The following is a 21,081-nucleotide window of genomic DNA, read 5'->3' as shown; positions in this document are numbered from 1 at the left end:
CGGTCAAAAGCGACCAGGCCGACAATTATGTGCTAGTCTCGCGCGCTTTTGAATGATGGCGGTGGTGGTGATGTCAGAAACGGACAAGATGTTCGCGGGCTCGATTCCGGAAAACTACGACCGCTATATGGTGCCGTTGATTTTCGAGCCGTTCGCCGCGGATCTTGCACGACGAGCGGCGTCCCTGTCGCCAAGTGCCGTCTTGGAGATCGCCGCGGGCACCGGGGTCGTCACCCGCGCATTGGCGCCAAAACTGTCCACGAGCGCAAGCTATGTCGTCACCGACCTCAACCAGCCGATGCTCGACTACGCCGCTTCGCAACAAGGTCCCGACAGTCGCATCGAATGGCGCCAGGCGGACGCTTTGGCGCTACCGTTCGAAGATGCGGCCTTCGACCTCGTTTGTTGTCAGTTCGGCGCGATGTTCTTTCCCGATCGCCCCTCTGGCTACCGCGAAGCAAAGCGGGTCCTGAAGCCCGGAGGTCATTTTCTGTTCAACGTATGGGATCGCCTCGAGGAGAATGTATTTGCCAATGATGTGACGAATGCTCTCGCAAGGATGTTTCCGAACGATCCGCCGCGCTTTATGGCACGCACGCCACACGGCTACCACGACACGGCCCTGATCCGTAGCGAACTGGAGGACGCGGGCTTCTCCCATGTGGTGATCGAGACGAGAGCCGAACAAAGCCGTGCATCCTCGCCGCGCCTTGCGGCCGTTGCTTATTGCCAGGGAACTCCTCTTCGCAACGAAATCGAGGCCAGGGGCGCGGGAGAACTGGAAGCTGCAACCGACTACGCCGCCTCCGCGATTGCCGACAGACATGGCGGCGGCGAGGTTGCCGCCAAAATTCAGGCCCACGTGATCATGGCCGTGGTCTAGCGCCCTAGAGCAATTCCAGGAAAAGTGTGAAACGGTTTTCCGTCCGGAATTGCGTCAAAACGAAGAGATAGAGCGGTTCGGCGTTTCCGTGAAACGGTGAACCGCTCTAGGCTCTCGGTTGCGGAAATCGTGCCTGCTGAAGGATGTGCGTGGCGCCCTCGTCGATGTCGCGAACGATGGCCGTGCGCGCGCGCACCCCGTCCTGGGCCTCGATCGCCGCGACAACTTCGTCGTGATAGTCGATGTCGAGAATAGAGGCGAGATCGTCCTCGAAACCCATGGCCAGGTTCCTCAAAAAAGGGCCGACCTGCATCCAGACGGTTTCGATCAGGAAGATCATCTGCTCGTTGCCGCAATGGCGATAGATCGAGAATTTGAAGTCGTAGTTCTTCCGCAGATAGTCATCGATGTCGCCCTTGCGGGCCGCCAAAGTCAGGTCGGTGGAGTGGCGTCGGATCGTCCGCAGGTTGTTGCCGTTGATGAGCTTTGTCGCAAATTCGGTCGCCGAGCCTTCGAGGATCGTCCGCACGGCGGTCAGCTGTGAGAACCGCTCAGCCGAAATCACCGGTACTTCCACGCTGCCGTTCGGCATCGGGCTGAGCGCCCGCAGCGCCTGCAGCCGCATGAAGGCGCTGCGCACCGGCATGTCGCTGGTACCGAGTTCCTTGGCGAGCTTGCGCGAGGTCAGTTTCTGGCCAGGCAAGAACTGGCCGGACATCAAGGCTCTGACGAGCTCGAGATAGACCTTCTCATGCAAGGGGACGGTGTCGACGGCGGTCAACCCGAATTGTGTTTTGTCGGCCATTAGCGGGGGGCGCTACTTCATTCGTTCTGAAATTGACCCTGACGACATCAGCCGCAGATAGTCTTGGTTGGCCGAACGCGGCGAGAACGCCGAAGTCAGCGACTTCTAGGCGGCATGATAGACGCACCGATCGCAGCGCCGCAAGCCGTGTCGGCACAGCCGGGACCCTGGCTGCCGGCGTCCATGCCACGGTGTGCAAAACCATCATCACAAATCTTGACCTTGCACGCACTTGCACCTCTGGCCGCTCTCTGGCTTTTTGAGGTACCCATCCGGACGGACTGATTCGCGTCATGCCGCTCGATTGCAATCTCCCCAAGGCAGTCTGCGGATGGGTCGTGAAGCGCGCGCAATTGGCGAAGGAGAAACAGGCATGGCCGAGTTCAAGAAGCCCGAAATCTCCGAGATGAGACCCAAGATCACCGTTATCGGCGTCGGCGGTGGCGGCGGCAACGCCGTCAACAACATGATCGCGGAGCAGCTTCAGGGGACCGAATTCATCGCCGCCAACACCGACGCGCAGGCGCTGACCATGTCGAAGGCAACGCGGCTGATCCAGCTTGGCGCGCATGTCACCGAAGGGTTGGGCGCCGGATCGCTTCCCGAGATCGGCCGCGCCGCGGCCGAGGAATCGCTCGACGAGATCATGGATCATCTGGCCGGCACGCATATGTGTTTCGTCACCGCCGGGATGGGCGGCGGCACGGGAACCGGCGCTGCTCCGATCATTGCCCAGGCGGCGCGCAAGGCCGGCATCCTGACGGTGGGCGTCGTCACCAAGCCTTTCGCTTTCGAGGGCAGGCGCCGCATGCAGATGGCCGAAGAGGGCATCGAGCGGCTGCGCGAAAGCGCCGACACGGTGATCGTCATCCCGAACCAGAACCTGTTCCGGATCGCTGATGCCAAGACCACCTTCGCCGATGCATTCGTCATTGCCGACCGCGTGCTTTATTCCGGCGTCAGCTGCATCACCGACCTGATCGTCAAGGAAGGGCTGATCAATCTCGACTTCGCCGATGTCAAATCGGTGATGCGCGACATGGGCCGCGCCATGATGGGAACCGGCGAGGCCTCCGGCGACGGCCGGGCGATGAAGGCGGCGGAAGCCGCGATCGCCAACCCGTTGCTGGACGAAGTGTCGATGAAGGGCGCCAAGGGTGTCCTGGTCTCGATATCGGGCGGCAGGGACATGACCCTGTTCGAGGTCGACGAGGCCGCCACCCGCATCCGCGAAGAGGTGTATGAGGACGCCGACATCATCGTCGGCGCCATCTTCGACAAGAGCATGGAAGGCCGCTTCAGGGTTTCTGTGGTGGCGACCGGACTCGATCGCGCCTTTGGGGCAGAGGACGCCGATGCCGGCATCGCCCGGGGCCATGTCGGCCAGCCGCCGGCGCGGACGCTTCAATAGCCATCTTCGGCGCACATCCCGGGCAAAGGGTCAGGTTGCCTGACAACCCTGTCGCCTGCGTATCGGCTTTGCTCAGCGCACTTTAACTTGCCGCCCGCTGTATCGGTCTCTATCCCTCTGCTGCTACAAGAATCCTTCACAGACGGCCATCTATACTGGCAACCGGCATTCGTTCGAGCGACGAGAGGCGCGGCTTGGAATTTGACTTGAAAACCATCGAGGCGCTTGCGCCCGACCAGGCGTCGTTGAGCGCCGCTTCCAAATTGACCAAGCAATCGAACTGGCCCCGGCTCGAAAAGAACGAACAGCTGGCTCTCATCTGGGGTGAATGCCAGGGTTCCGGCTCCAATCCCTACCGTGTGGTCGTCGACACCGGCGACCATGGTTACAAATGCACCTGCCCGTCGCGGAAATTTCCCTGCAAGCACACCTTGGCGCTGATGTGGATCGCCGCCACCACGCCGGCCAGCTTTGCCGCGGCCGGCTCGACGCCGGAATGGGTGAACGATTGGCTGGGCCGCCGCAGGAAGGCCGCATCGCCGCCTGTGGAGACGACGCTCGGTGCGGGCGGCAAGAGCATCGGCGAAGCCGCGCACGACGAAAGTTCTGTTGTCGAGGACGCAGCCGCGGTCGAACGCCGCGAAGCAGCGCAGCGCAAGCGGGCGGAAGACACGCGATCCTCCGTGTCGGCGGCGCTGGATGAACTCGATCAATGGATCGCCGACCAGTTGCGGCTAGGCCTTGCCGGCTTTGTCGACAACAGCAGCGATCGTTGCCGCCGGATCGCCGCGCGGCTGGTCGACATGAAGGCGACGGCACTTGCCGGCCGCATCGACGAGATACCGTCAAGGTTGATGGCGTTGCGCAGCGAGGAACGGCCGGACGCGGCGATCCGCGAACTCGGCAAGCTTGTGCTGCTGGCCAAAGCCTGGCGGTCGGCACCCGATGACCCGGAACTGAGGCGGCTCGTCTCGACCTCCGAGAGCCGCGAACAGGTGCTGGCCAATCCCGATGCGACCCAGGTCGAAAGCGCTTGGGAAGTGCTCGGCGAGAAGATCGAATCTCGCCGTGACGGTCTTGTCAGCCATTCGACCTGGCTGCTCGACCTGAACAGCGCCACCTCGCAATTTGCCCTGCTGCTCGACTATTTTCCGGCGTCGGCCGGTCGCCGGTCGAACGCCTTCACGCCAGGCGACCGTTTCGATGCCCGGCTGATCTTCTATCCGGCACGCCAGCCGTTGCGGGCATTGGTGGCGGATCGCAGGGGTGACGTCTCGTCCGGCGAGTGGCCCGATTTCAGCTTTGTCGCGTCGGATCCGCTCGCGGCCCACATTGCTCGCCAGGACGCAGCGCCCTGGGTTACCGATTGCCCCGTCATGCTGCCGCCCGGAGCGATCCTGCTGGACGATCGCGGTGCCGCCTGGTGGCAGGCGGCCGGCGATCCGCACGGCATCGCCTTGCCAATCGCCGACACCGTCAATCCAACGCTGCTTGGGTTGGACCTCAAGGCAACGGCCGCACTTTGGAACGGCAGCCGGCTTGAACTGCTGGCGGCGCAAAGCGGGTTTGGGAGGCTTGACCTGTCATGAATGAGATCGAGCAGACCGGCCTGGCGACCATGCGCGATTGCTGGATAACCGGCGGCGCCACCTTCGACATGGCTCCGGCCGCGTGGCAGGAGATCGCCGGCAGTGCAAACCCCGACGAGCGCGAACGCCGGCTGCTGGCAATCGCCGCGCAGGCCCTCGACATTGCCTTGCGGCCAGCCGCGCCGAAGGCGCTGAAACGACGCCCGCCACTGCCTGAACTTGCCTTGCCCATGCTGCCGGAGCGGCTGCGGCCGCTTTTGCGAGCCGCGCTGAAGCATGCAGCCGACGCAAGGACCAAGACACGTGTGGCCACGCTCGTCGCCAGCCGAGGCTTCGTGCTGCATCCAATGGATTGGATGCCCGCCGCGTCGTATCAGGAAATTCCGGACGTTTATGCCCCCTGGGTCGATTGGCAGGCCGGTGTGGATGGCGAAAAACAATCCCGCCGGGAGCAACTGACCGTGGAAACTTGGGATGACTTCTATCCCGCCGCGCGCCGTACGGCGCTGGCCGATATGCGCCGCACCGCTCCGGCGCTGGCCAGGCAACTGATCGAGGCCAAGGGATCAAGTGAGCCGGCGGAGATCAGATCTGCACTCGTCGAACTCATGCGCTTCGGCTTGGGCGCCGATGACGTGCCATTCCTGAAGAGCCTCTCTGCCGACCGCTCCGGCAGGGTGCGCGAACTGGCTGGCCGGCTGCTGGCAAGGTTGGGAGAGCATGGCAACCCAGGCGATGGCGGGACGGAAGATCCGACAGCCGAGCTCGCCGCCTTCATCGCGGAAGGCAAATCCGGCTTCATCCGCCGCCGCACCACCTATACGCCGATAAGACTCAAGGCGCCCGCGCAGGAAGCACGCCGCGGCGACTTGTTTGCCACCTGTTACCTCCGCGATCTTGCTGCCCACTTCGGCAAGATAGAGTCCGATTTCCTTGGGGCATGGCAGTTCGGCGTCGACGACAATGCCGATCTCTTTCTCGTTCGAATGGTCTCGGTGTCCGGCGGTGAAGCAGCGGTGGCGCATTTGGCCGATACGCTTGTCGCCGAAGGCGGCAAGCCGGCGCTTCTCGTCCTCCATCTCATGGCGCGTTTGGACAGCGGCAGGAAGCGTGTGTTGACCAGGCAAATCCTGAAAGACACGCAGAATCTTCACGCGCTCAACCAGGTCGAAGGCATCGAAGCAGGCTGGCTGGAATGGGCCGACCTGACAAACGGCCAGACGCTCCCGGCATTGCGTTCCGCTGTTGCGGGAAACGACGAGCCGGTGAAGCGAAGCGCCGACCAGACACTGGAAAATTTGGGCTTTCTGGCGACAGCGGCGACGGCAGAAAAATTGATCGGGGATGTCGTTGCGGCCGGCATGGCGCCGGCGGCACCTTCGCTCGGTCTTCTGCGCCTCAACGCATCGCTGGCCGGGCCTGGAATCGACACATGATCACTCGGGAGAACAGCAAATGAACGCAGCCATCCGTCTTCCGGTCGAGCAGGCCTACGCCGCCGAGTTGCAGGCACTCGCACGCAACGACGACCGGCAAAGGCCCGCCGGATGGAGCCTTTCGCCCAAGGCGGTTCTCACCTATCTGCTCGGCGGAAAAGCCGACGACGGGACGCTGATAACGCCCAAATATGTCGGCCGCCGCCGGCTGATGGAGACCGCCGTGGCGACGCTCGCCACCGACCGCGCGCTGTTGCTGCTCGGCGTTCCGGGCACTGCCAAATCCTGGGTGTCGGAGCATCTCGCCGCCGCCATCATGGGCGACTCGACATTGATCGTGCAGTGCACGGCCGGCACCGACGAGAACCAGATCCGCTATGGCTGGAACTACGCGCAGCTTCTGGCCAAGGGCCCGAGCCAGGAGGCTTTGGTGCCGACACCACTTTACCGCGCCATGCAGGACGGCAAGCTGTGCCGCCTCGAGGAGCTGACGCGCATGGGCTCTGACGTGCAGGACACGCTGATCACCGTGTTGTCCGAAAAGATGATGCCGATCCCGGAACTGAACACGTCGATCTACGCGCAGCGCGGTTTCAATATCATCGCCACGGCCAACAACCGCGACAAGGGCGTCAACGAGCTGTCATCGGCACTGAAGCGCCGCTTCAATGTCGTCGTGTTGCCGTTGCCCGAGGACATGGCGGAAGAAGTGGCGATTGTCTCGAAACGGGTCGGCGAAATGGCTGGCGGTCTCGACCTGCCGGTGCCGAAGAATGTCGGCGAGGAGATCGCTCGCGTGCTGACCATCTTCCGCGAATTGCGCTCCGGTGCGACCGCCGATGGCAAGGTGACGTTGAAGACGCCGTCCGGTTCGCTGTCCACGGCGGAGGCCATCGCCACCATGGTTGGTGGCCTTAGCCAGGCGGCCTGGTTCGACAGCGGCAAGCTCGGCGCCGAAGGCCTCGCCGCCAGCCTTGTCGGCGCGATCATAAAGGATCCCGTCCAGGACAAACTGGTGCTGGAAGAATATCTGGAAACTGTACTCAAGAAGCGGCCGGACTATGCCGGCTATTATGCGGCCTTGAACGCGGCGATCTGACGCCATGGCGCCGAGCGACGTTTCCTATTTCGGCATACGCCATCACGGGCCCGGCTCCGCCGACAGCCTGGTGCAGGCGTTGCAGGACTTGAAACCGGTCGCCGTGCTGATCGAAGGGCCGGCCGATGCCTCCGCGCTGCTGCCGCTGCTTGCCCGGCCCGAAATGCAGCCGCCGGTGGCGCTGCTCTGCTATCCGGAAGACGATCCGGCTTCGACCAGCTTCTGGCCCTTCGCCGAGTTCTCGCCGGAATACCAGGCGGCCCTGTGGGCTGTCGCCAACGATGCGGCCTTGCGGTTCATCGACCTGCCGTCATCGGCTCGGGTTGTGGTTGATGATGGTGAGGATGCCGATGCCGGCGAAGCGGAATCCGGTGCCGACAACGAGACGGCTCAGCATGTGCGTGACCCGATCGGGACACTGGCGCAAGCCGCCGGCTATGAAGATGGCGAGAGCTGGTGGTCCGATATCATCGAGCAGAATCCGCAGCCAGGTCCCATCTTTGCCGCGATTTCCGATGCCATGACGACGCTACGCGACGGCGAAGGCCCGCTAGCCGAATTCGAGGCCAGGCGTGAAGCGCATATGCGGCTTGAAATCACCGCGGCGCGCAAGGAGGTCGAGGGGCCGATCGCTGTCGTTTGCGGCGCCTGGCATGTGCCTGCATTGCAAGCGACGCGACCGCAGAAAGAGGACCAGGCGCTTCTCAAGGGGCTCGCCCGGCGCAAGAGCACGATGACATGGGCGCCATGGACGGGGCCACGCCTGGCCCTGGGCTTCGGCTATGGCGCTGGTGTCGTCGCGCCCGGCTGGTGCAAGCATCTGTGGCGCACGCGCGGCCGCCACGACGCGGCAACCTTGTGGCTTGCAATGATCGCGGCGGTGCTGAGAGGCAAGGGGCATATGGTCTCGACCGCCTCGCTGATCGAAGCCGAACGGCTGGCCCGCACGCTGGCCGTGATCCGTGAGCGGCCAAAGCCGGGGTTCGAGGAATTGCGCGATGCCGCGATCGCCGCCCTGTTCAACGGCGAAGCGCTGCTTTGGGCGCTGGTCGAAGCCGAACTGCTGCTGGGCGCGGATGTCGGTGAAATTCCGCCCGACACGCCACTGGCGCCGCTGATCGAGGATCTGCAACGCAACCAGAAAGCGGCGCGGCTGAAGCCCGAGGCGCTGGAGCGCGAATTGTCGGTCGATCTGCGCAGCGAAAGCGGGCTGTTTCGTTCGACATTGCTACACCGGTTGAACGTGCTTGGCGTGCATTGGGGCAAGTTGACCGACAGCGGACGCAGCCGCGGCACCTTCCGAGAGCGATGGGCGCTCTCGTGGGAGCCGGAATTTGCTGTCCGCCTGGTCGAGAACCTGATCTATGGGCCGACCATCGAGAAGGCCGCCAATGGCCGGCTGATCCAGATGATCGGCGCGGCGACCTCTCTCGACGCGCTGGCGGGACTGGTTCAGGGCGCCATCACGGCAAACCTGTCCGAGGCGTCGACCGCCGGTCTCGTGGCATTGGAGGAACGCGCGGCGCACAGCAGCGAATGCCTGGAGATCTTGGCATCGGTGCCGCCGCTCGCTGACATCATCCGCTATGGCGAGGCGCGCAAGACGGAAACGGCCCGCTTGTCCGGTCTGCTGGAACGGCTGATCATCGAAGGCGCGATTGCGCTTGCCTATGCTGCCCGCGACCTCGATGACCAGGCTTCGACGACGCTGGTTGGCGCGATGCGCAAGGCCGATGAAGCGATCAGGCTGGTCGAGCCGGGACAGGACGTGCTGGACGGCTGGCGCAACGGACTGGCTGCGGTACTCGATGGATCGCGATCGACGGCGCTGGTGGCAGGCTGCGCCGCGCATCTGCTCTACGAAGCCGGCCATCTGTCCGCAGAGGCCGCGGCGGGCCTGATCGCACGGCGCCTGTCGCCGGGAGCGCCGGTCATGGAGGCCGCAGGGTTCTTCGAAGGCTTCTTCAGCACCGCCAGTCAACGGCTCATCTATGACGAGGCACTGCGCGGAGCGGTCGATGCCTGGCTCCAGTCCCTCGACGAAGACGCCTTCATTGCGCATTTGCCGCTGCTGCGCCGGGTCTTTTCGCATCTGGACTCGATGGAGCGGCGGCGGTTGATCGAGGCCGTCCTCGGCCGCGCCGCGCGCCTGCCGGCCGGACTGACACCGACGCCCGATGGCGACGCCGCATGGCGCCGGCACCTGGAACGCCTTGGACCCTTGCTGACGGGCGGTGACGGCAATGGATGACGCGCCCGAAATGAACGAACCCGCCACCGATGACGGACGCGAGCGCCGCTGGCGCCTGGCGATTGGGGCCGATGACGAAGGCGCGTCGGCGCTTTCCGACACCGACAAGCGGCTTTCGGCGGCGCTCGATGCACTCTATGGCGACGGCGCCGGCGATGCGGCTGCCGATCCGCGCAGGCGGCGCGGCGGGCTCGGCCGCTCGGCGCCGCGGGTGGCGCAATGGATGGGCGATATCAGGTCGTTCTTTCCGGCGCAGGTCGTGCAGATCGTCCAGAAGGACGCCTTCGAGCGCCTCAACCTGAAGCAGATGCTGATGGAGCCGGAGTTCCTCAAGGCGATCGAGGCGGACGTCAACCTCGTTGCCGACCTGATTTCGCTGCGGTCGGTGATGCCGGCCAAGACCAAGGACATTGCCCGAACGATCATCGCCGATATCGTCGCCAAGCTGATGCAGCGGCTGGAGCAGAAGACGGCCGAGGCGATACGCGGCGCGGTCGACCGGTCGCAGCGCACCAACCGGCCACGCCAGCGCGACATCGACTGGCCGCGGACCATCTCGGCCAACCTTCGCCACTACCAGCCCGAGCACAAAACCATCGTGCCTGAGAAGCTGGTCGGCTTCATGCGCAAACAGCGTCGTCTGGTCGACCTGGACGAGGTCGTGCTGTGCGTCGACCAATCCGGCTCGATGGCAAGCTCGGTGATCTACGCCTCGATATTCGCCGCGGTGATGGCCTCGTTACCCGTGGTGCGGACCAAGCTTGTCTGCTTCGACACGGCCATTGTTGATCTCACCGAGGAGCTCAGCGATCCCGTCGAAGTCCTGTTCGGCGTGCAGCTTGGCGGCGGCACCGACATCAACCAGGCCGTCGCATATTGCGCGGATCGCATCGAACGGCCGACCAAGTCGCATATGGTGCTGATCACCGACCTTTATGAAGGCGGCAACGGTCAGGAATTGCTGCTGCGGCTGGCAGCACTGGTTCGGTCCGGCGTCAATGTCGTGGTGCTGCTGGCGCTGACCGACCAGGGCAGGCCCGGTTACGATCCCAAGATGGCCGGGTCGGTTGCAGCGCTCGGCTTACCGGTCTTTGCCTGCACGCCTGATCTGTTTCCAGACATGATGGCGGCGGCATTGCGCCGCGAGGATATCGGCGCATGGGCAGCCGGAGCCGACATCAAGCTGGTTCGCGCCGAGACCGAGACGCCGGAGTGAAACACAAGACGATAGAGACCAGAGCTGCCGGGATGTCCTTGGCAGCTCTGGGATAGGTTGATCGAGCTCAGCCGAACTTCGGGTCGAGGCTGCCCGACTTGTAGCGCTTGGCCATTTCGGCGACAGGCAGCGGCTTGATCTTCTGCGCATTGCCGGCGGTGCCGAACTGCTCGAAGCGCTCCTTGCAGAGCTTCCTCATCGCCGCCATGGCCGGCGTCAGGTACTTGCGCGGATCGAACTCGCTCGGATTCTCGGTCAGCACCTTGCGGATGGCGCCGGTCAGCGCCATGCGGTTGTCGGTGTCGATGTTGATCTTGCGCACGCCGTGCTTGATGCCGCGCTGGATCTCCTCGACCGGCACGCCCCAGGTCGGCTTCATCTGGCCGCCATATTTGTTGATGATCTCCTGCAGATCCTCGGGCACCGAGGACGAGCCGTGCATGACCAGATGCATGTTGGGCAGCCTGCGGTGTATCTCTTCGATGACGTTCATGGCCAGCACCGCGCCGTCGGGCTTGCGCGAAAATTTGTAGGCGCCATGGCTGGTGCCCATGGCAACCGCCAGCGCATCGACATGGGTGTGTTTGACGAACTCCACCGCCTGTTCTGGGTCGGTCAGAAGCTGGTCGTGGCTGATCTCGCCTTCGACGCCGTGGCCGTCTTCCTGCTCGCCCCCACCGCTCTCCAGTGAGCCAAGCACTCCGATCTCGCCTTCCACCGAAACGCCACCCCAATGCGCCATGTCGACGACGCGGCGGGTGATGCCGGAATTGTAGGCGTAGTCGGCCGGGGTCTTGCCGTCCTCCTTCAGCGATCCGTCCATCATCACGGAGGTGAAGCCGTATTGGATCGCGGTGACGCAAGTGGCTTCGTTGTTGCCATGGTCGAGATGCATGCAGACAGGGATGTCGGGGTGGATTTCAACCAGCGCGTCGATCAGCTTGGCCAGCACCACGTCATTGGCGTAGGCGCGAGCACCTCGGCTCGCCTGCAGGATGACCGGAGACTTGGTCTCCTCCGCGGCCTCCATGATGGCGAGGCCCTGTTCCATATTGTTCATGTTGAAAGCGGGCACGCCGTAGCCGTATTCGGCGGCGTGGTCGAGCAATTGTCTCAGTGTTATGCGAGCCACCCAATAGTCTCCCGTATCTGGTTTCAAGCGCAACGTCGCGGGCCGGCCGGTCGCCGGTCGGCCCCTGATGCTTCTGGCCGGATTTCAGGCCAACCGCAACCTTCTGCGGTCCTGTCGGTCGCAATTCTTGTTGCAGGGCTGAAATCCGGCCGTTTTGGCGATCTCAGGCCGCGATCAATTCCCGCGCCGCCAGGATCTGCACGCAGGCATTGGCCGCTTCCTTGCCCTTGACGGTGAAGTGCTCGAAGAAGAAGCGGTGATGCTCGGCGCTGTCATGGTAGTTGTGCGGGGTGAGCACCGCCGACAGCACCGGCACGCCGGTCGACAGCTGCACGTTCATCATGCCGTCGATGACGGCGCTGGCGACGAACTCATGCCGGTAGATGCCGCCGTTGACGACGAACGCCGTGCCGAGGATCGCGGCATAGCGGCCGGTCCCGGCCAGGGTCTTGGCGTGCAGCGGAATCTCGTAGGCGCCGGGCACGTCGAAGACATCGACCGCGAAGCGCTCGCCGCCGATGTCGGCCAGTTCCGCTTCGAAGGCCTGCACGCACTGGTCGACGATATCGGCATGCCAGCGCGCGCGAATGACGGCGATGCGGGTCGTTTCATAGTCTTTGTGGGAATGCTGATTCATGGGTCCATCCTTCCGTTTCGAACCAGAATCAGGACGCACGATACGAAATCCGGCCCGCCGAGACGGTCCGTGTTCCGTTCGTTCTCTTCCATCCGGACTCTAACCGTCGGCTCCGGAATCACACCGGATCTGCTGACCTCTCCGATTTTGCCGGAAAGCGCTCGCGGGCTTGGGTCGAAACCCTTACCGCCGGTGGGGACTTTCACCCCGCCCTGAGAACATTAACGCCGTTTGTATGAAAGGGCAGGGCGCCGCTGTCAATCGTGTGAAAGACGGATGGCCAATACAGTCTGTCAACTGGAGCAATTCCAGGAAAAGCGTGAAGCGGTTTTCCCGGGAAAAGCGCATAGCGTTTTCCCTTGGGAATGCGTCAAAAAAGGGAAGAGATAGAGCGGCGTTTCCGCGAAACGATGAACCGCTTTATCGCGTGCGCCACGCCGCCGCCGAAGCGGCAACTAGCATGAGCAATGCCGCAACCGCCGCGCAGGTGGCGAAACCGAAGCTGGAATAGAGCGGGCCGAAGCCGGTGGTGCCGATAAACACCGCCAGATAGGTCACCGCGCTGTTCAAGCCCATGATCGTGCCGCGCCGCGAAGGATCGAGCGCCGACAGGCGCATCACCAGGACGTTCAGTCCGAAATGATTGGCAAGCCCCCATACCGCCACCATGGCGATGGTCAGGCCGAAGCTGCCGCTCGTCGCGGCCATGGCGACATAGACGACGGCGACAAGAAGATAGGCAAATGGCATGACGCGGCGCGCGCCCAGGCGATCGATGACCCCGTCGAGGAGAGCAGCCGTGCCGAAGCCGATGCCATAGGCAAGTGCTGCCCATCCGTTGGCGCTCACCGGCTTCCCCAAGCCGCTGTGAAGGTGATCGCCGAGATAGCCATAGACCCCGTAGAAAGCGGTCATGAAGGCGGCGCAGGCGACGAGCAGTGGCACGATACCGGGAATGCCGAGCGCCTCCAGCGGCGTCGGCGCCGGGCCACTCTTCCTGGCGTCACTCAGCGACGACAGTGTAAGACCGGTCAAGGCAAGCGTTGCCAGCAGCGCGACCGCTGCGAAAACGGCGCGCCAATGCACGAGATCGGCAAGCACGGCCGACAGCGAAACGCCGGCGACCATGCTCAAGGTCCAGCCGGTCAGCACGACGCCGATCGTGCCGCTTTCCCGGCCAGGCGGCGCGATGGCCGCGGAACTGGCATAGATGGCCGGCATGGCGATACCGGCAGCAATGCCGGCCAGCAATTGTGCCGCAACCAGCATCATCACCGTTGGTGACGCTGCACTGGCAACGAGCGCTATCGTCAGCAACAGCAACGCGCCTTGCAGCATCCGGCGGGCGCCGACCCGGTCGATGTAGCGCGCCAGGAACAGGGCGCTTGCGGAGGTGCCGAGGCCGAACACGGCCGCCGCGATCATGACGACCGGCACGCTTGTCGCAAACGACAAGGCCACGGCCGGTGCGATCGGGCCCAGCACAAGCGAATTCGAGCCGATCACGGCGATGCAGCCGGTCAAAAGATAGGCGAGAGCCGGGATCGGCTCCCGGGCGCTTGCGGCCAATGGTGCAACTTGATCAGCGTTCGACATAAGACCATAATGACCGCATTAAATTCTGCGGCAACCGGAGATTTCAACATGGACGAAGAAACAGATGGCATTCCGCAGAACAGGTCTGCGGGCCGTGAGCTCGACGCGACAGACCGAAAAATATTAGGCGTCCTGGTCGATGACGCGACGGTCAGTTATGCCGAGCTCGGTGATCGCGTGGGGCTTTCACCGCCGGCGGCGCACGAACGCGTCAAGCGGCTGCGGCGCAGCGGCGCCATCCGCAACACCGCCGCAATCATCGATCCCAACGCGGTGAAGAAGCCGCTGCTGGCTTTCGTGCATATCGACACCAAGGGTTGGGGAAAGACCCCGGAACTGATGGCGGTTTCGCAGTATCCGGAAGTCGAGGAAATCCACACCGTCGCCGGCGACACCTGCATGCTGCTCAAGGTCCGCACCGAAGACACCAGAGCACTCGAAGGGTTGCTGTCACGCCTCTACGAAACGCCGGGCGTCACCTCGACGCGAAGCTACGTGGTCCTGTCGACCTATCTCGAGCGGCCGGTGCAGCCGGGCGTGACCGCGACGTGGCCGACGCCCAAGCATATGAGCAAGCCGCTTTATTAGAGCTTGATGCCGAAAAGTGTGAAGCGGTTTTCGGGCGACATCATGCTCTATCCATTTGATTTAGAAGCGGATTCAGATTTCAAATCGATTCGACCTGAAATCATCCGGCTCTAGCGTTGGGTTCGAAGCCCGGTCTCAGCCACGCTCTGGAAACATCGCCTTCAGGCTCTCGCGCGACGCCTTGGCGACACCGCGTTCGGTGATCAGGCCGGTGACCAGCCGCGCCGGCGTCACGTCGAAGGCCGGGTTCGCCGCGGGCGTCGCCTCGGGCGAGATGCGCACCTGGGCGATCTCGCCGGCAGCGGTCTTGCCCCAGACCAGCGACACCTCGTCGGCCGAGCGCTGCTCGATCGGGATCTCGGCCAGCCCGTCATGCACCGTCCAGTCGATGGTCGGCGACGGCAAGGCGACATAGAACGGCACGTCATTGTCGGCGGCGGCAAGTGCCTTGAGGTAGGTGCCGATCTTGTTGCAGACATCGCCGTCGGCGGTGGTGCGGTCGGTGCCGACGATGACCATGTCGATCGTGCCGCGCTGCATCAGGTGGCCGCCGGCATTGTCGACGATCAGCGTATGCGGCACGCCGTGGCCGGCCATCTCCCATGCAGTCAGCTGGGCGCCCTGGTTGCGCGGCCGCGTCTCGTCGACATAGACGTGGACCGGAATGCCGGCCTCGGTTGCCAGGTAGATCGGCGCGGTGGCGGTGCCGTAGTCGACGGTCGCCAGCCAGCCGGCATTGCAATGGGTCAGGATGTTGACCGGTTCGCCCGGCGGCTTGCGCGCCGCGATGGCCTTGATGATGGCGAGGCCGTTCTCGCCGATGGCGCGATTGAGGCCGACATCCTCATCGGCGATTTCCCTGGCCCGCCGATAGGCGGCTTCGGCCCGTTGTTCTGTTGGCAGCGGCTTGAGGAAGCGCCGCATCTCGTCGAGCGCCCAGCGCAGATTGATCGCCGTCGGGCGCGTCTCGTGCAAGGTCTCCCAGGCGGCGTCAAGTGCTGCATCCGACGGGTCGTCGGTCATCTGCATGGCGACGCCATAGGCGGCGGTGACACCGATCAGCGGCGCGCCGCGCACCCACATGTCGCGGATCGCGGTGGCGATGCCGGTGACGCTACCGATCGTCTCGATGCGGAAATCATGCGGCAGCCAGCGCTGGTCGATGATCTCCACCGAACGCCCGTCGTTGCTCAGCCAGATGGTGCGATAGTGGCGGTCGCCGACGTTCAAATGCTGCTCTCCTGTTCGATCAGCGTGGCCAGATGATTGACCTCGTCGATGCTGTGGATATGACGCCGGTTGACGGCGAGGTGGCGGCCGAATTTCAGCGCCTTCGCCTCACAACTGGCGCGCAAATCCTCGTCGGCAATGGTCTCGAAATCGGCATTGTGGGCGAGGCCGAGGATGCGCCGGTGGACCTCGATGCCGGCGAAGCCGAGCAGGTCGGTCCAGATCTGGTGCAGCACATGGTCGAGCGCCTGTTCGGCGCCGAGCCTGTCGCCCTGATCCTCGAACAGGCTCTTCTGGTAGAGCATGCCGGTGCGCTCGGTGCGCCAAAGATGCGAGAACTCGGCGCGGAATACACCCCAAGTCTCGACGGTCACCCTGAGCAGGTAGGCGCGCATGGCGTCGCGCTTGCCGCTCTGCTCGTGTCCCCGTTGCGAGAAGAAGGACATCCAGAAATTGGCGAGCAGCATGCCGACATCGAAGGCCATCGGGCCATAGAAGGCGAATTCGGGATCGATCATCCGCGTCTGGCTGTCGGTGACCATGATCGAGCCGGAATGCAGGTCGCCATGCAGCAGCGTTTCGGCATTGGCGGCGAAGATATGCTTCAGCCGCTGCGCCTCGACCTTGAGGTCGCGATCGGCGCGCAGTTCTGCGACGATACCGTCCAATTGCGGGCTGGTGTGTCGGTTCATCCTGGCGTCGAAATAGGGGTCGGAGAACACCAGGTTCTCGGTGATGTCACAGAGTTCGACATTGTCGGCAAACAGCGCCAGGTCGGCCTTGCGGTCCTTGGCTGCCATATGCAGGTCGGAGCCGCGAAACAGGGTGCGGGCCATGAACAGGCCGATATCCCTGGCAATACCAGGCAGTTGCCGGCCTTCGATCAGCGCCCGCCGCAGGATGATGTGTGGCGACAGATATTCCATGATGATCAGCGCCTGGCCTTCATCGAAATGGTAGATCGCCGGCACCGAGCCCGGCGCGCGCGCCTCTTGCCGGGTCAGCGCGTGGTATTCGAAGAACGAGCGCTTCAGCGGCAGCGGCCAGCTGTCCCCGACCAGGCGGACATAGGGCAGGGCCTGCTTGACCACCGCTGCACCGCTGGCGCCTTCGACGATGAACACCAGGTTCAGATTGCCGTCGCCGACCTCGCGGACCTTCCACGCGCTCGTGTCCTTGCCGATCCGCGCGCGCAACGCCTCGTTGTCGCCAAGACGGCTCGGGAGCGTCTCGGCCGACAGTGCTTCGACCTGCAATTTTCCAGTCATCGTCATCCTCCCGCTTATGCGCTCCGAACATAACGGAGGCATGGCGGCCGGGCCAAGCTAGGAAGCGATCTGGCAATTGTCAATCGTGTTGACAATTGCCGATGTAGCCCATAGCGTCATGTCAGGGAGGAACGCATGGTCGGCAATGCCGTGTTCCGCGCAGAGGGGCTGAGGAAATCCTTTGGCCATAACGAGGTGCTTGGCGGCGTCTCGCTGGAGCTGCATGCCGGCGAAGTGACGGTGCTGATGGGCGCCAACGGCGCCGGCAAATCCACCCTCGTCAAGATCATCAGCGGCGTCTATGAGCACGGCGACGGCACGATGGGCCTCGCCGGACAGGCCTTCGCGCCGAACACGCCGGCGGATGCGATCCGCGCCGGCGTCGTCACCGTGCACCAGAACATCAATGACGGTGTCGTCGCCGATCTTGATGTCGCCACCAATTTGACCCTCGACCGCTTGAGCGGCAGCGGCGCTCCGTTCCTGTTCAATCCGGCGCGCGTGCGTCGCCAGGCCAAGGCCGTTGCCGACCGCATGGGGTTGGCCATCGATCTCAAAGCGCGCGTCAGCGATCTTTCGCTGGCCGATCGCCAGATGGTGGCGATCGCCCGCGCTTTGGCGCATCAGCCGAAAGTGCTGATCCTCGACGAGCCGACCTCCTCGCTGTCCAGCGCCGAAGCCGATCGGCTGTTTGCGCTGATCGACAGGCTGCGTGAGCAGGGCGTCGCGATCCTCTACATCTCGCACCGCATGTCTGACATCAGGCGGCTTGCCGATCGGATCGTCTCGATGCGCGACGGCATCATCTCTGGGGTCTTCGACAAGAAACCACTCGACTATGAGGGCGCGGTCAACGCCATGCTCGGGCGCAAGATCCACCTCGACCAGATCGTCGTCAGGCATTCGGCCAAGGCGATCCTGACGATCGAAGGTCTACGCATAGCGCAAGGCGCCAGGCCGATCTCGCTGACGCTGGGCGATGGCGAGGTCGTTGCCATCACCGGCCTCGTCGGCGTCGGCAAGACGGCGCTGGCGGAGACTCTGTTTGGCGTGCTCAAGCCGCTCGCTGGCAGCATGGTGCTGAACGGCAAGCCCTACGCGCCTGAAACAACCGGCGAGGCGATCGCCGCCGGCGTGTTCCTCGTCGCCAAGGATCGCGGCGAGAACGGCATCGTCAGCGGCTTCAATATCCAGGAAAATATCAGCCTGCCGTTTCACAAGCGCATGTCGCGCCTCAGTGTTCTCAGGCGCCGCCTGGAACGCAGCACGGCGCGCCGGCAGATCGAGGAACTGGGCATCGTCTGCCGCTCCGAGAAGGACGAGATGTCGGAGCTTTCCGGCGGCAACCAGCAGAAGGTGATGGTCGCCCGCTGGATGACGCAGGACGCCGGACTGTTCATTCTCGACGAGCCGTTCCAGGGCGTCGACATTTCGGCCCGGCGCGACATTGCCGCCAAGCTCAGGGCAAGCGCCAATGGCCGCGCCACACTGCTGTTCGTCACCGAGCTCGACGAGGCGCTGGAGACCGCCGACCGCATCCTGGTGATGTCTGAACAAACCATCGTCGGCGAGCATCGCAATGCCGATGTCGATCTCGATCGCCTGCTGGCCGAGGTCGCCGGCGGACCGCTGCACAGTGCCGCCTGAGGGTGGCGCAAAGGAATTGGAATGAAGAGGCCATGGGTTCGAGTTGGGTAAAAATCGCAGCGGCGCGCGGGGGCGCTGAATGACGTTGCGAGACCATGCCATTCGCTACGGTTTCATCGTGCTCCTGTTCGGTTTGATCGCCTATTTCGCGATCGCCGCCGACGGTTTCGTTTCGCCGCAAAGTGCCGTCTTCATCTTCCAGTCGGTCGCTATCACCGGCGTGCTGGCGCTTGGCGTCACCGCCACGCTCGTCGTCGGCGGCTTTGACCTGTCGATCGGCTCAGTCGCCACATCAGCGATGATGGCGGCGGCCTATGTCATGGTGGTGCTGGAGCAGAACGCTCTCGTCGCGGTCGTCGTCTGCCTGCTCATCGGCGCCATTGTCGGCCTCATCAATGGCTGGCTGATCGTTTACATGCGCGTGCCCGATCTCCTGGCGACGCTCGGTATGATGTTCCTGCTGGTCGGCCTGCAACGCATCCCGACCGAGGGCCGCTCGATCGCCACCGGCATGACCATGCCGGACGGTTCGGTCGCCAATGGCAAGTTCAGCGACGCCTTCCTGGCGCTCGGTCGCCACCGCTTCGATTTCTTCATCCCGAACCTCATTCCGGTGTCGGTCGTCGTGCTGCTCGTGCTCGCTTTGCTGATCTGGTTCTTCCTCGAATACACGCGTTTCGGGCGCATGATGTATGCGGTCGGCAGCAACGAACGCGCCGCCGAACTCGCAGGCGCGCCTGTCAAGGCATACAAGATCTGGGCCTACGTTATTTCAGGAGTTTTTGCCTCGATCGGCGGCATTTTGCTCGCTGCCCGACTTGGACGAGGCGACATCGCCTCGGGTAATAATCTGCTGCTCGACGCTGTCGCCGCGGCGCTCATCGGCTACGCGGTGCTCGGCGCCGCCAAGCCGAATGCCTTCGGCACCGCTGTCGGCGCGCTGTTCGTCGGCATCCTGCTGCAAGGCCTGACGATGATGAACGCGCCTTACTACACGCAGGATTTCGTCAAGGGCGTGGTTCTGGTCGTCGCCCTTGTCTTCACCTTTGCCCTTTCGGGCAGGGGCAGGAGATAGCTTTCGACCGGATAGGTTTTTGGGTTCAACAAGAGTGGAGGAAACAAGGTGAACATTACGAGAAGACTTCTGGGGAAGGTGGCACTCGGGCTGGCCGGGGCAACCATGCTGATGCAATTCCCGGCGCTGGCCGCGGACAAGCCGGCGCCTTTCGACAAGCCCGGCGTCAAGATCGCGCTGGTGCGCTATCTCTCGACCGGCGACTTCTTCCAGGCCTATCTCTCGGGCGTCGAGGCGCAGTCGAAGGCGCTCGGCATCGACCTGCGTGTGCTCGACAGCCGCCAGGACGCCGCCCTTCAATCCGATATGGTCGACCAGGCCATAGCGCTCGGCGTGCAAGGCATCATCATCCAGCACGGCCTGACGGAATCGATGAAGGACGCCGCCCAGCGCGCCGTCGACGCCGGCATCAAGGTGGTGGCCTTCGACGTCAATGTCGAAAACCCCAAGATCCCGCAGGTCGAACAGTCCGACCGCGACCTGGCGCGCCTCGCTCTCGAGCAGGCGGTCAAGGACAATGGCGAGAGCTGGAAGGCCGGCTATGTCTATGTCGCCGGCATCGCCCCGCTCGACCGCCGCAACGAGACTTGGGTCGACGTCAAGAAGAAGCATGCCGGCATCAGCGAAGTCGCGATGTTCGGCACGCTCGACAACCCGATCGCCAACTCCGTCGCCAACCAGGCGCGTTCGGTGCTGTCGGCCCACCCCGACATCAAGGTGATGTTCGCCCCCTATGACGAATTCGCCAAGGGCGTGAAGATCGCCGTCGACGAGGCGGGTTTGAACAAGGGCATCAAGATCTACTCGGCCGACATCTCGACGTCCGATATCGCCGCGATGCGTGAGCCCGACAGCGCCTGGGCGGCGACCGCCGCGACCAATCCGGCCGTCGTCGGCCAGGTCTCGGTGCGTGCGCTGGCACAGCTGCTGGCCGGTGAAGACCCCGGCCACAACGTCGTCGTGCCGCCGACGCTGATCACCCAGAAAGACCTCGTCGACAAGGACATCAAGAACATGGAAGACCTGTCGGCCAAGTTGCCGCAGTTCGCCCATGCCGATGTCGCGATGCCGGCCTGGATGCCGAACCCGAACGCCAAGTAGCTTTCGCAAACTTGGAACCGATAGCCGCCTGCAGCAGCTTGTTGCAGGCGGCTTTTTTGTCGAAGGTCCTGGCACGACCGGCTTGCCGAAAACTCCAGTTTTGCGATGCTGGAAAAA

Annotated in this window: 17 protein-coding genes and 1 riboswitch; of the genes, 11 read left to right on the top strand and 6 right to left on the bottom strand. The window is 63.6% G+C overall.

All coding sequences use genetic code 11. The annotated features are described in order from the left end of the window. Positions 1 to 70 precede the first annotated feature (70 nt). The gene (locus AC1DZU_RS09475; RefSeq protein ID WP_477284208.1) at positions 71 to 883 is read left to right on the top strand and encodes a class I SAM-dependent methyltransferase; all 813 of its coding nucleotides are present in this window, start codon (positions 71 to 73) and stop codon (positions 881 to 883) included. Positions 884 to 989: 106 nt separating this feature from the next. Here the strand turns inward: AC1DZU_RS09475 and AC1DZU_RS09470 are convergent, their stop codons facing one another. After that, positions 990 to 1,688, bottom strand: coding sequence for a GntR family transcriptional regulator (locus AC1DZU_RS09470; protein ID WP_477283929.1), 699 nt, complete (start codon positions 1,686 to 1,688; stop codon positions 990 to 992). Between the two features lie 373 nt (positions 1,689 to 2,061). Here AC1DZU_RS09470 and ftsZ point away from each other — a divergent pair, with 373 nt between their 5' ends. From ftsZ to AC1DZU_RS09440, 6 genes are all read left to right on the top strand, one after another. Further along, on the top strand, positions 2,062 to 3,099 hold the full coding sequence (gene ftsZ / locus AC1DZU_RS09465; RefSeq protein ID WP_095088258.1) for a cell division protein FtsZ: 1,038 nt from the start codon (positions 2,062 to 2,064) through the stop codon (positions 3,097 to 3,099). A gap of 206 nt (positions 3,100 to 3,305) precedes the next feature. After that, entirely contained in the window at positions 3,306 to 4,688 is a 1,383-nt protein-coding gene (locus AC1DZU_RS09460; protein ID WP_477283927.1) for an SWIM zinc finger family protein, read from the top strand. After that, on the top strand, positions 4,685 to 6,124 hold the full coding sequence (locus tag AC1DZU_RS09455; RefSeq protein ID WP_477283925.1) for a DUF5691 domain-containing protein: 1,440 nt from the start codon (positions 4,685 to 4,687) through the stop codon (positions 6,122 to 6,124). Before AC1DZU_RS09460 ends, AC1DZU_RS09455 begins: the two co-directional genes overlap by 4 nt. Before the next feature lie 19 nt (positions 6,125 to 6,143). Further along, positions 6,144 to 7,223: an ATP-binding protein gene (locus AC1DZU_RS09450; RefSeq protein ID WP_477283923.1), complete on the top strand. Its 1,080-nt coding sequence runs from the start codon at positions 6,144 to 6,146 to the stop codon at positions 7,221 to 7,223. Positions 7,224 to 7,227: 4 nt separating this feature from the next. Further along, entirely contained in the window at positions 7,228 to 9,474 is a 2,247-nt protein-coding gene (locus AC1DZU_RS09445) for a DUF5682 family protein (RefSeq protein ID WP_477283921.1), read from the top strand. Further along, positions 9,467 to 10,690, top strand: a complete 1,224-nt coding sequence (locus AC1DZU_RS09440) for a VWA domain-containing protein (RefSeq protein ID WP_477283919.1) — start codon at positions 9,467 to 9,469, stop codon at positions 10,688 to 10,690. Before AC1DZU_RS09445 ends, AC1DZU_RS09440 begins: the two co-directional genes overlap by 8 nt. A 67-nt stretch (positions 10,691 to 10,757) precedes the next feature. Here AC1DZU_RS09440 and fba read toward each other — a convergent pair whose 3' ends face one another. The 3 genes from fba to AC1DZU_RS09425 all read right to left on the bottom strand — a co-directional run bounded on the left by fba (position 10,758) and on the right by AC1DZU_RS09425 (position 14,055). Further along, entirely contained in the window at positions 10,758 to 11,822 is a 1,065-nt protein-coding gene (fba, locus tag AC1DZU_RS09435) for a class II fructose-bisphosphate aldolase (protein ID WP_477225929.1), read from the bottom strand. A gap of 163 nt (positions 11,823 to 11,985) precedes the next feature. Next, positions 11,986 to 12,459, bottom strand: a complete 474-nt coding sequence (locus tag AC1DZU_RS09430) for a 6,7-dimethyl-8-ribityllumazine synthase (protein WP_111546962.1) — start codon at positions 12,457 to 12,459, stop codon at positions 11,986 to 11,988. Between the two features lie 76 nt (positions 12,460 to 12,535). Continuing rightward, a riboswitch (FMN riboswitch) is annotated at positions 12,536 to 12,683 on the bottom strand. 196 nt (positions 12,684 to 12,879) lie between these two features. Next, positions 12,880 to 14,055, bottom strand: coding sequence for an MFS transporter (locus AC1DZU_RS09425; RefSeq protein WP_477283917.1), 1,176 nt, complete (start codon positions 14,053 to 14,055; stop codon positions 12,880 to 12,882). A gap of 48 nt (positions 14,056 to 14,103) precedes the next feature. Between AC1DZU_RS09425 and AC1DZU_RS09420 the strand changes: the two genes are divergently transcribed. Continuing rightward, a complete protein-coding gene (locus tag AC1DZU_RS09420; protein ID WP_477283915.1) occupies positions 14,104 to 14,643 on the top strand; it encodes an Lrp/AsnC family transcriptional regulator in 540 nt (179 codons plus the stop codon). Positions 14,644 to 14,778: 135 nt separating this feature from the next. On the opposite strand, the gene mtnA is transcribed toward AC1DZU_RS09420, so the two are convergent. Then, positions 14,779 to 15,873, bottom strand: coding sequence for an S-methyl-5-thioribose-1-phosphate isomerase (mtnA, locus tag AC1DZU_RS09415; RefSeq protein WP_477283913.1), 1,095 nt, complete (start codon positions 15,871 to 15,873; stop codon positions 14,779 to 14,781). Continuing rightward, positions 15,870 to 17,141 carry an S-methyl-5-thioribose kinase gene (mtnK, locus tag AC1DZU_RS09410; protein WP_477283911.1) on the bottom strand — a complete coding sequence of 424 codons (1,272 nt, stop codon included), beginning with the start codon at positions 17,139 to 17,141 and terminating at the stop codon, positions 15,870 to 15,872. The genes mtnA and mtnK overlap by 4 nt, the downstream gene beginning before the upstream one ends. A gap of 135 nt (positions 17,142 to 17,276) precedes the next feature. Between mtnK and AC1DZU_RS09405 the strand changes: the two genes are divergently transcribed. The 3 genes from AC1DZU_RS09405 to AC1DZU_RS09395 all read left to right on the top strand — a co-directional run bounded on the left by AC1DZU_RS09405 (position 17,277) and on the right by AC1DZU_RS09395 (position 20,964). Further along, the gene (locus AC1DZU_RS09405; RefSeq protein ID WP_477283909.1) at positions 17,277 to 18,788 is read left to right on the top strand and encodes a sugar ABC transporter ATP-binding protein; all 1,512 of its coding nucleotides are present in this window, start codon (positions 17,277 to 17,279) and stop codon (positions 18,786 to 18,788) included. 79 nt (positions 18,789 to 18,867) lie between these two features. Continuing rightward, on the top strand, positions 18,868 to 19,863 hold the full coding sequence (locus tag AC1DZU_RS09400; protein ID WP_477283907.1) for an ABC transporter permease: 996 nt from the start codon (positions 18,868 to 18,870) through the stop codon (positions 19,861 to 19,863). Positions 19,864 to 19,911: 48 nt separating this feature from the next. Beyond that, positions 19,912 to 20,964 (top strand): substrate-binding domain-containing protein, encoded by a 1,053-nt coding sequence (locus AC1DZU_RS09395; RefSeq protein WP_457150317.1) that lies wholly within the window; start codon positions 19,912 to 19,914, stop codon positions 20,962 to 20,964. Positions 20,965 to 21,081: the final 117 nt, after the last annotated feature.

Source organism: Mesorhizobium sp. P2_A12 (assembly GCF_056405075.1).
The sequence above is the reverse complement of the archived record's forward strand: the minus strand, read 5'-3'. Positions and strand labels throughout refer to the sequence as shown.

Bases quoted from the DNA above. Each gene is read 5' to 3' on its own strand.
- AC1DZU_RS09470 (WP_477283929.1), bottom strand. From the start codon at position 1,688: ATGGCCGACAAAACACAATTCGGGTTGACCGCCGTCGACACCGTCCCC.
- AC1DZU_RS09425 (WP_477283917.1), bottom strand. From the start codon at position 14,055: ATGTCGAACGCTGATCAAGTTGCACCATTGGCCGCAAGCGCCCGGGAG.
- AC1DZU_RS09455 (WP_477283925.1), top strand. From the start codon at position 4,685: ATGAATGAGATCGAGCAGACCGGCCTGGCGACCATGCGCGATTGCTGG.
- AC1DZU_RS09420 (WP_477283915.1), top strand. From the start codon at position 14,104: ATGGACGAAGAAACAGATGGCATTCCGCAGAACAGGTCTGCGGGCCGT.
- ftsZ (WP_095088258.1), top strand. From the start codon at position 2,062: ATGGCCGAGTTCAAGAAGCCCGAAATCTCCGAGATGAGACCCAAGATC.
- AC1DZU_RS09445 (WP_477283921.1), top strand. From the start codon at position 7,228: ATGGCGCCGAGCGACGTTTCCTATTTCGGCATACGCCATCACGGGCCC.
- AC1DZU_RS09400 (WP_477283907.1), top strand. From the start codon at position 18,868: ATGACGTTGCGAGACCATGCCATTCGCTACGGTTTCATCGTGCTCCTG.
- mtnK (WP_477283911.1), bottom strand. From the start codon at position 17,141: ATGACTGGAAAATTGCAGGTCGAAGCACTGTCGGCCGAGACGCTCCCG.
- AC1DZU_RS09450 (WP_477283923.1), top strand. From the start codon at position 6,144: ATGAACGCAGCCATCCGTCTTCCGGTCGAGCAGGCCTACGCCGCCGAG.
- AC1DZU_RS09440 (WP_477283919.1), top strand. From the start codon at position 9,467: ATGGATGACGCGCCCGAAATGAACGAACCCGCCACCGATGACGGACGC.
- AC1DZU_RS09475 (WP_477284208.1), top strand. From the start codon at position 71: ATGTCAGAAACGGACAAGATGTTCGCGGGCTCGATTCCGGAAAACTAC.
- AC1DZU_RS09430 (WP_111546962.1), bottom strand. From the start codon at position 12,459: ATGAATCAGCATTCCCACAAAGACTATGAAACGACCCGCATCGCCGTC.
- AC1DZU_RS09405 (WP_477283909.1), top strand. From the start codon at position 17,277: ATGGTCGGCAATGCCGTGTTCCGCGCAGAGGGGCTGAGGAAATCCTTT.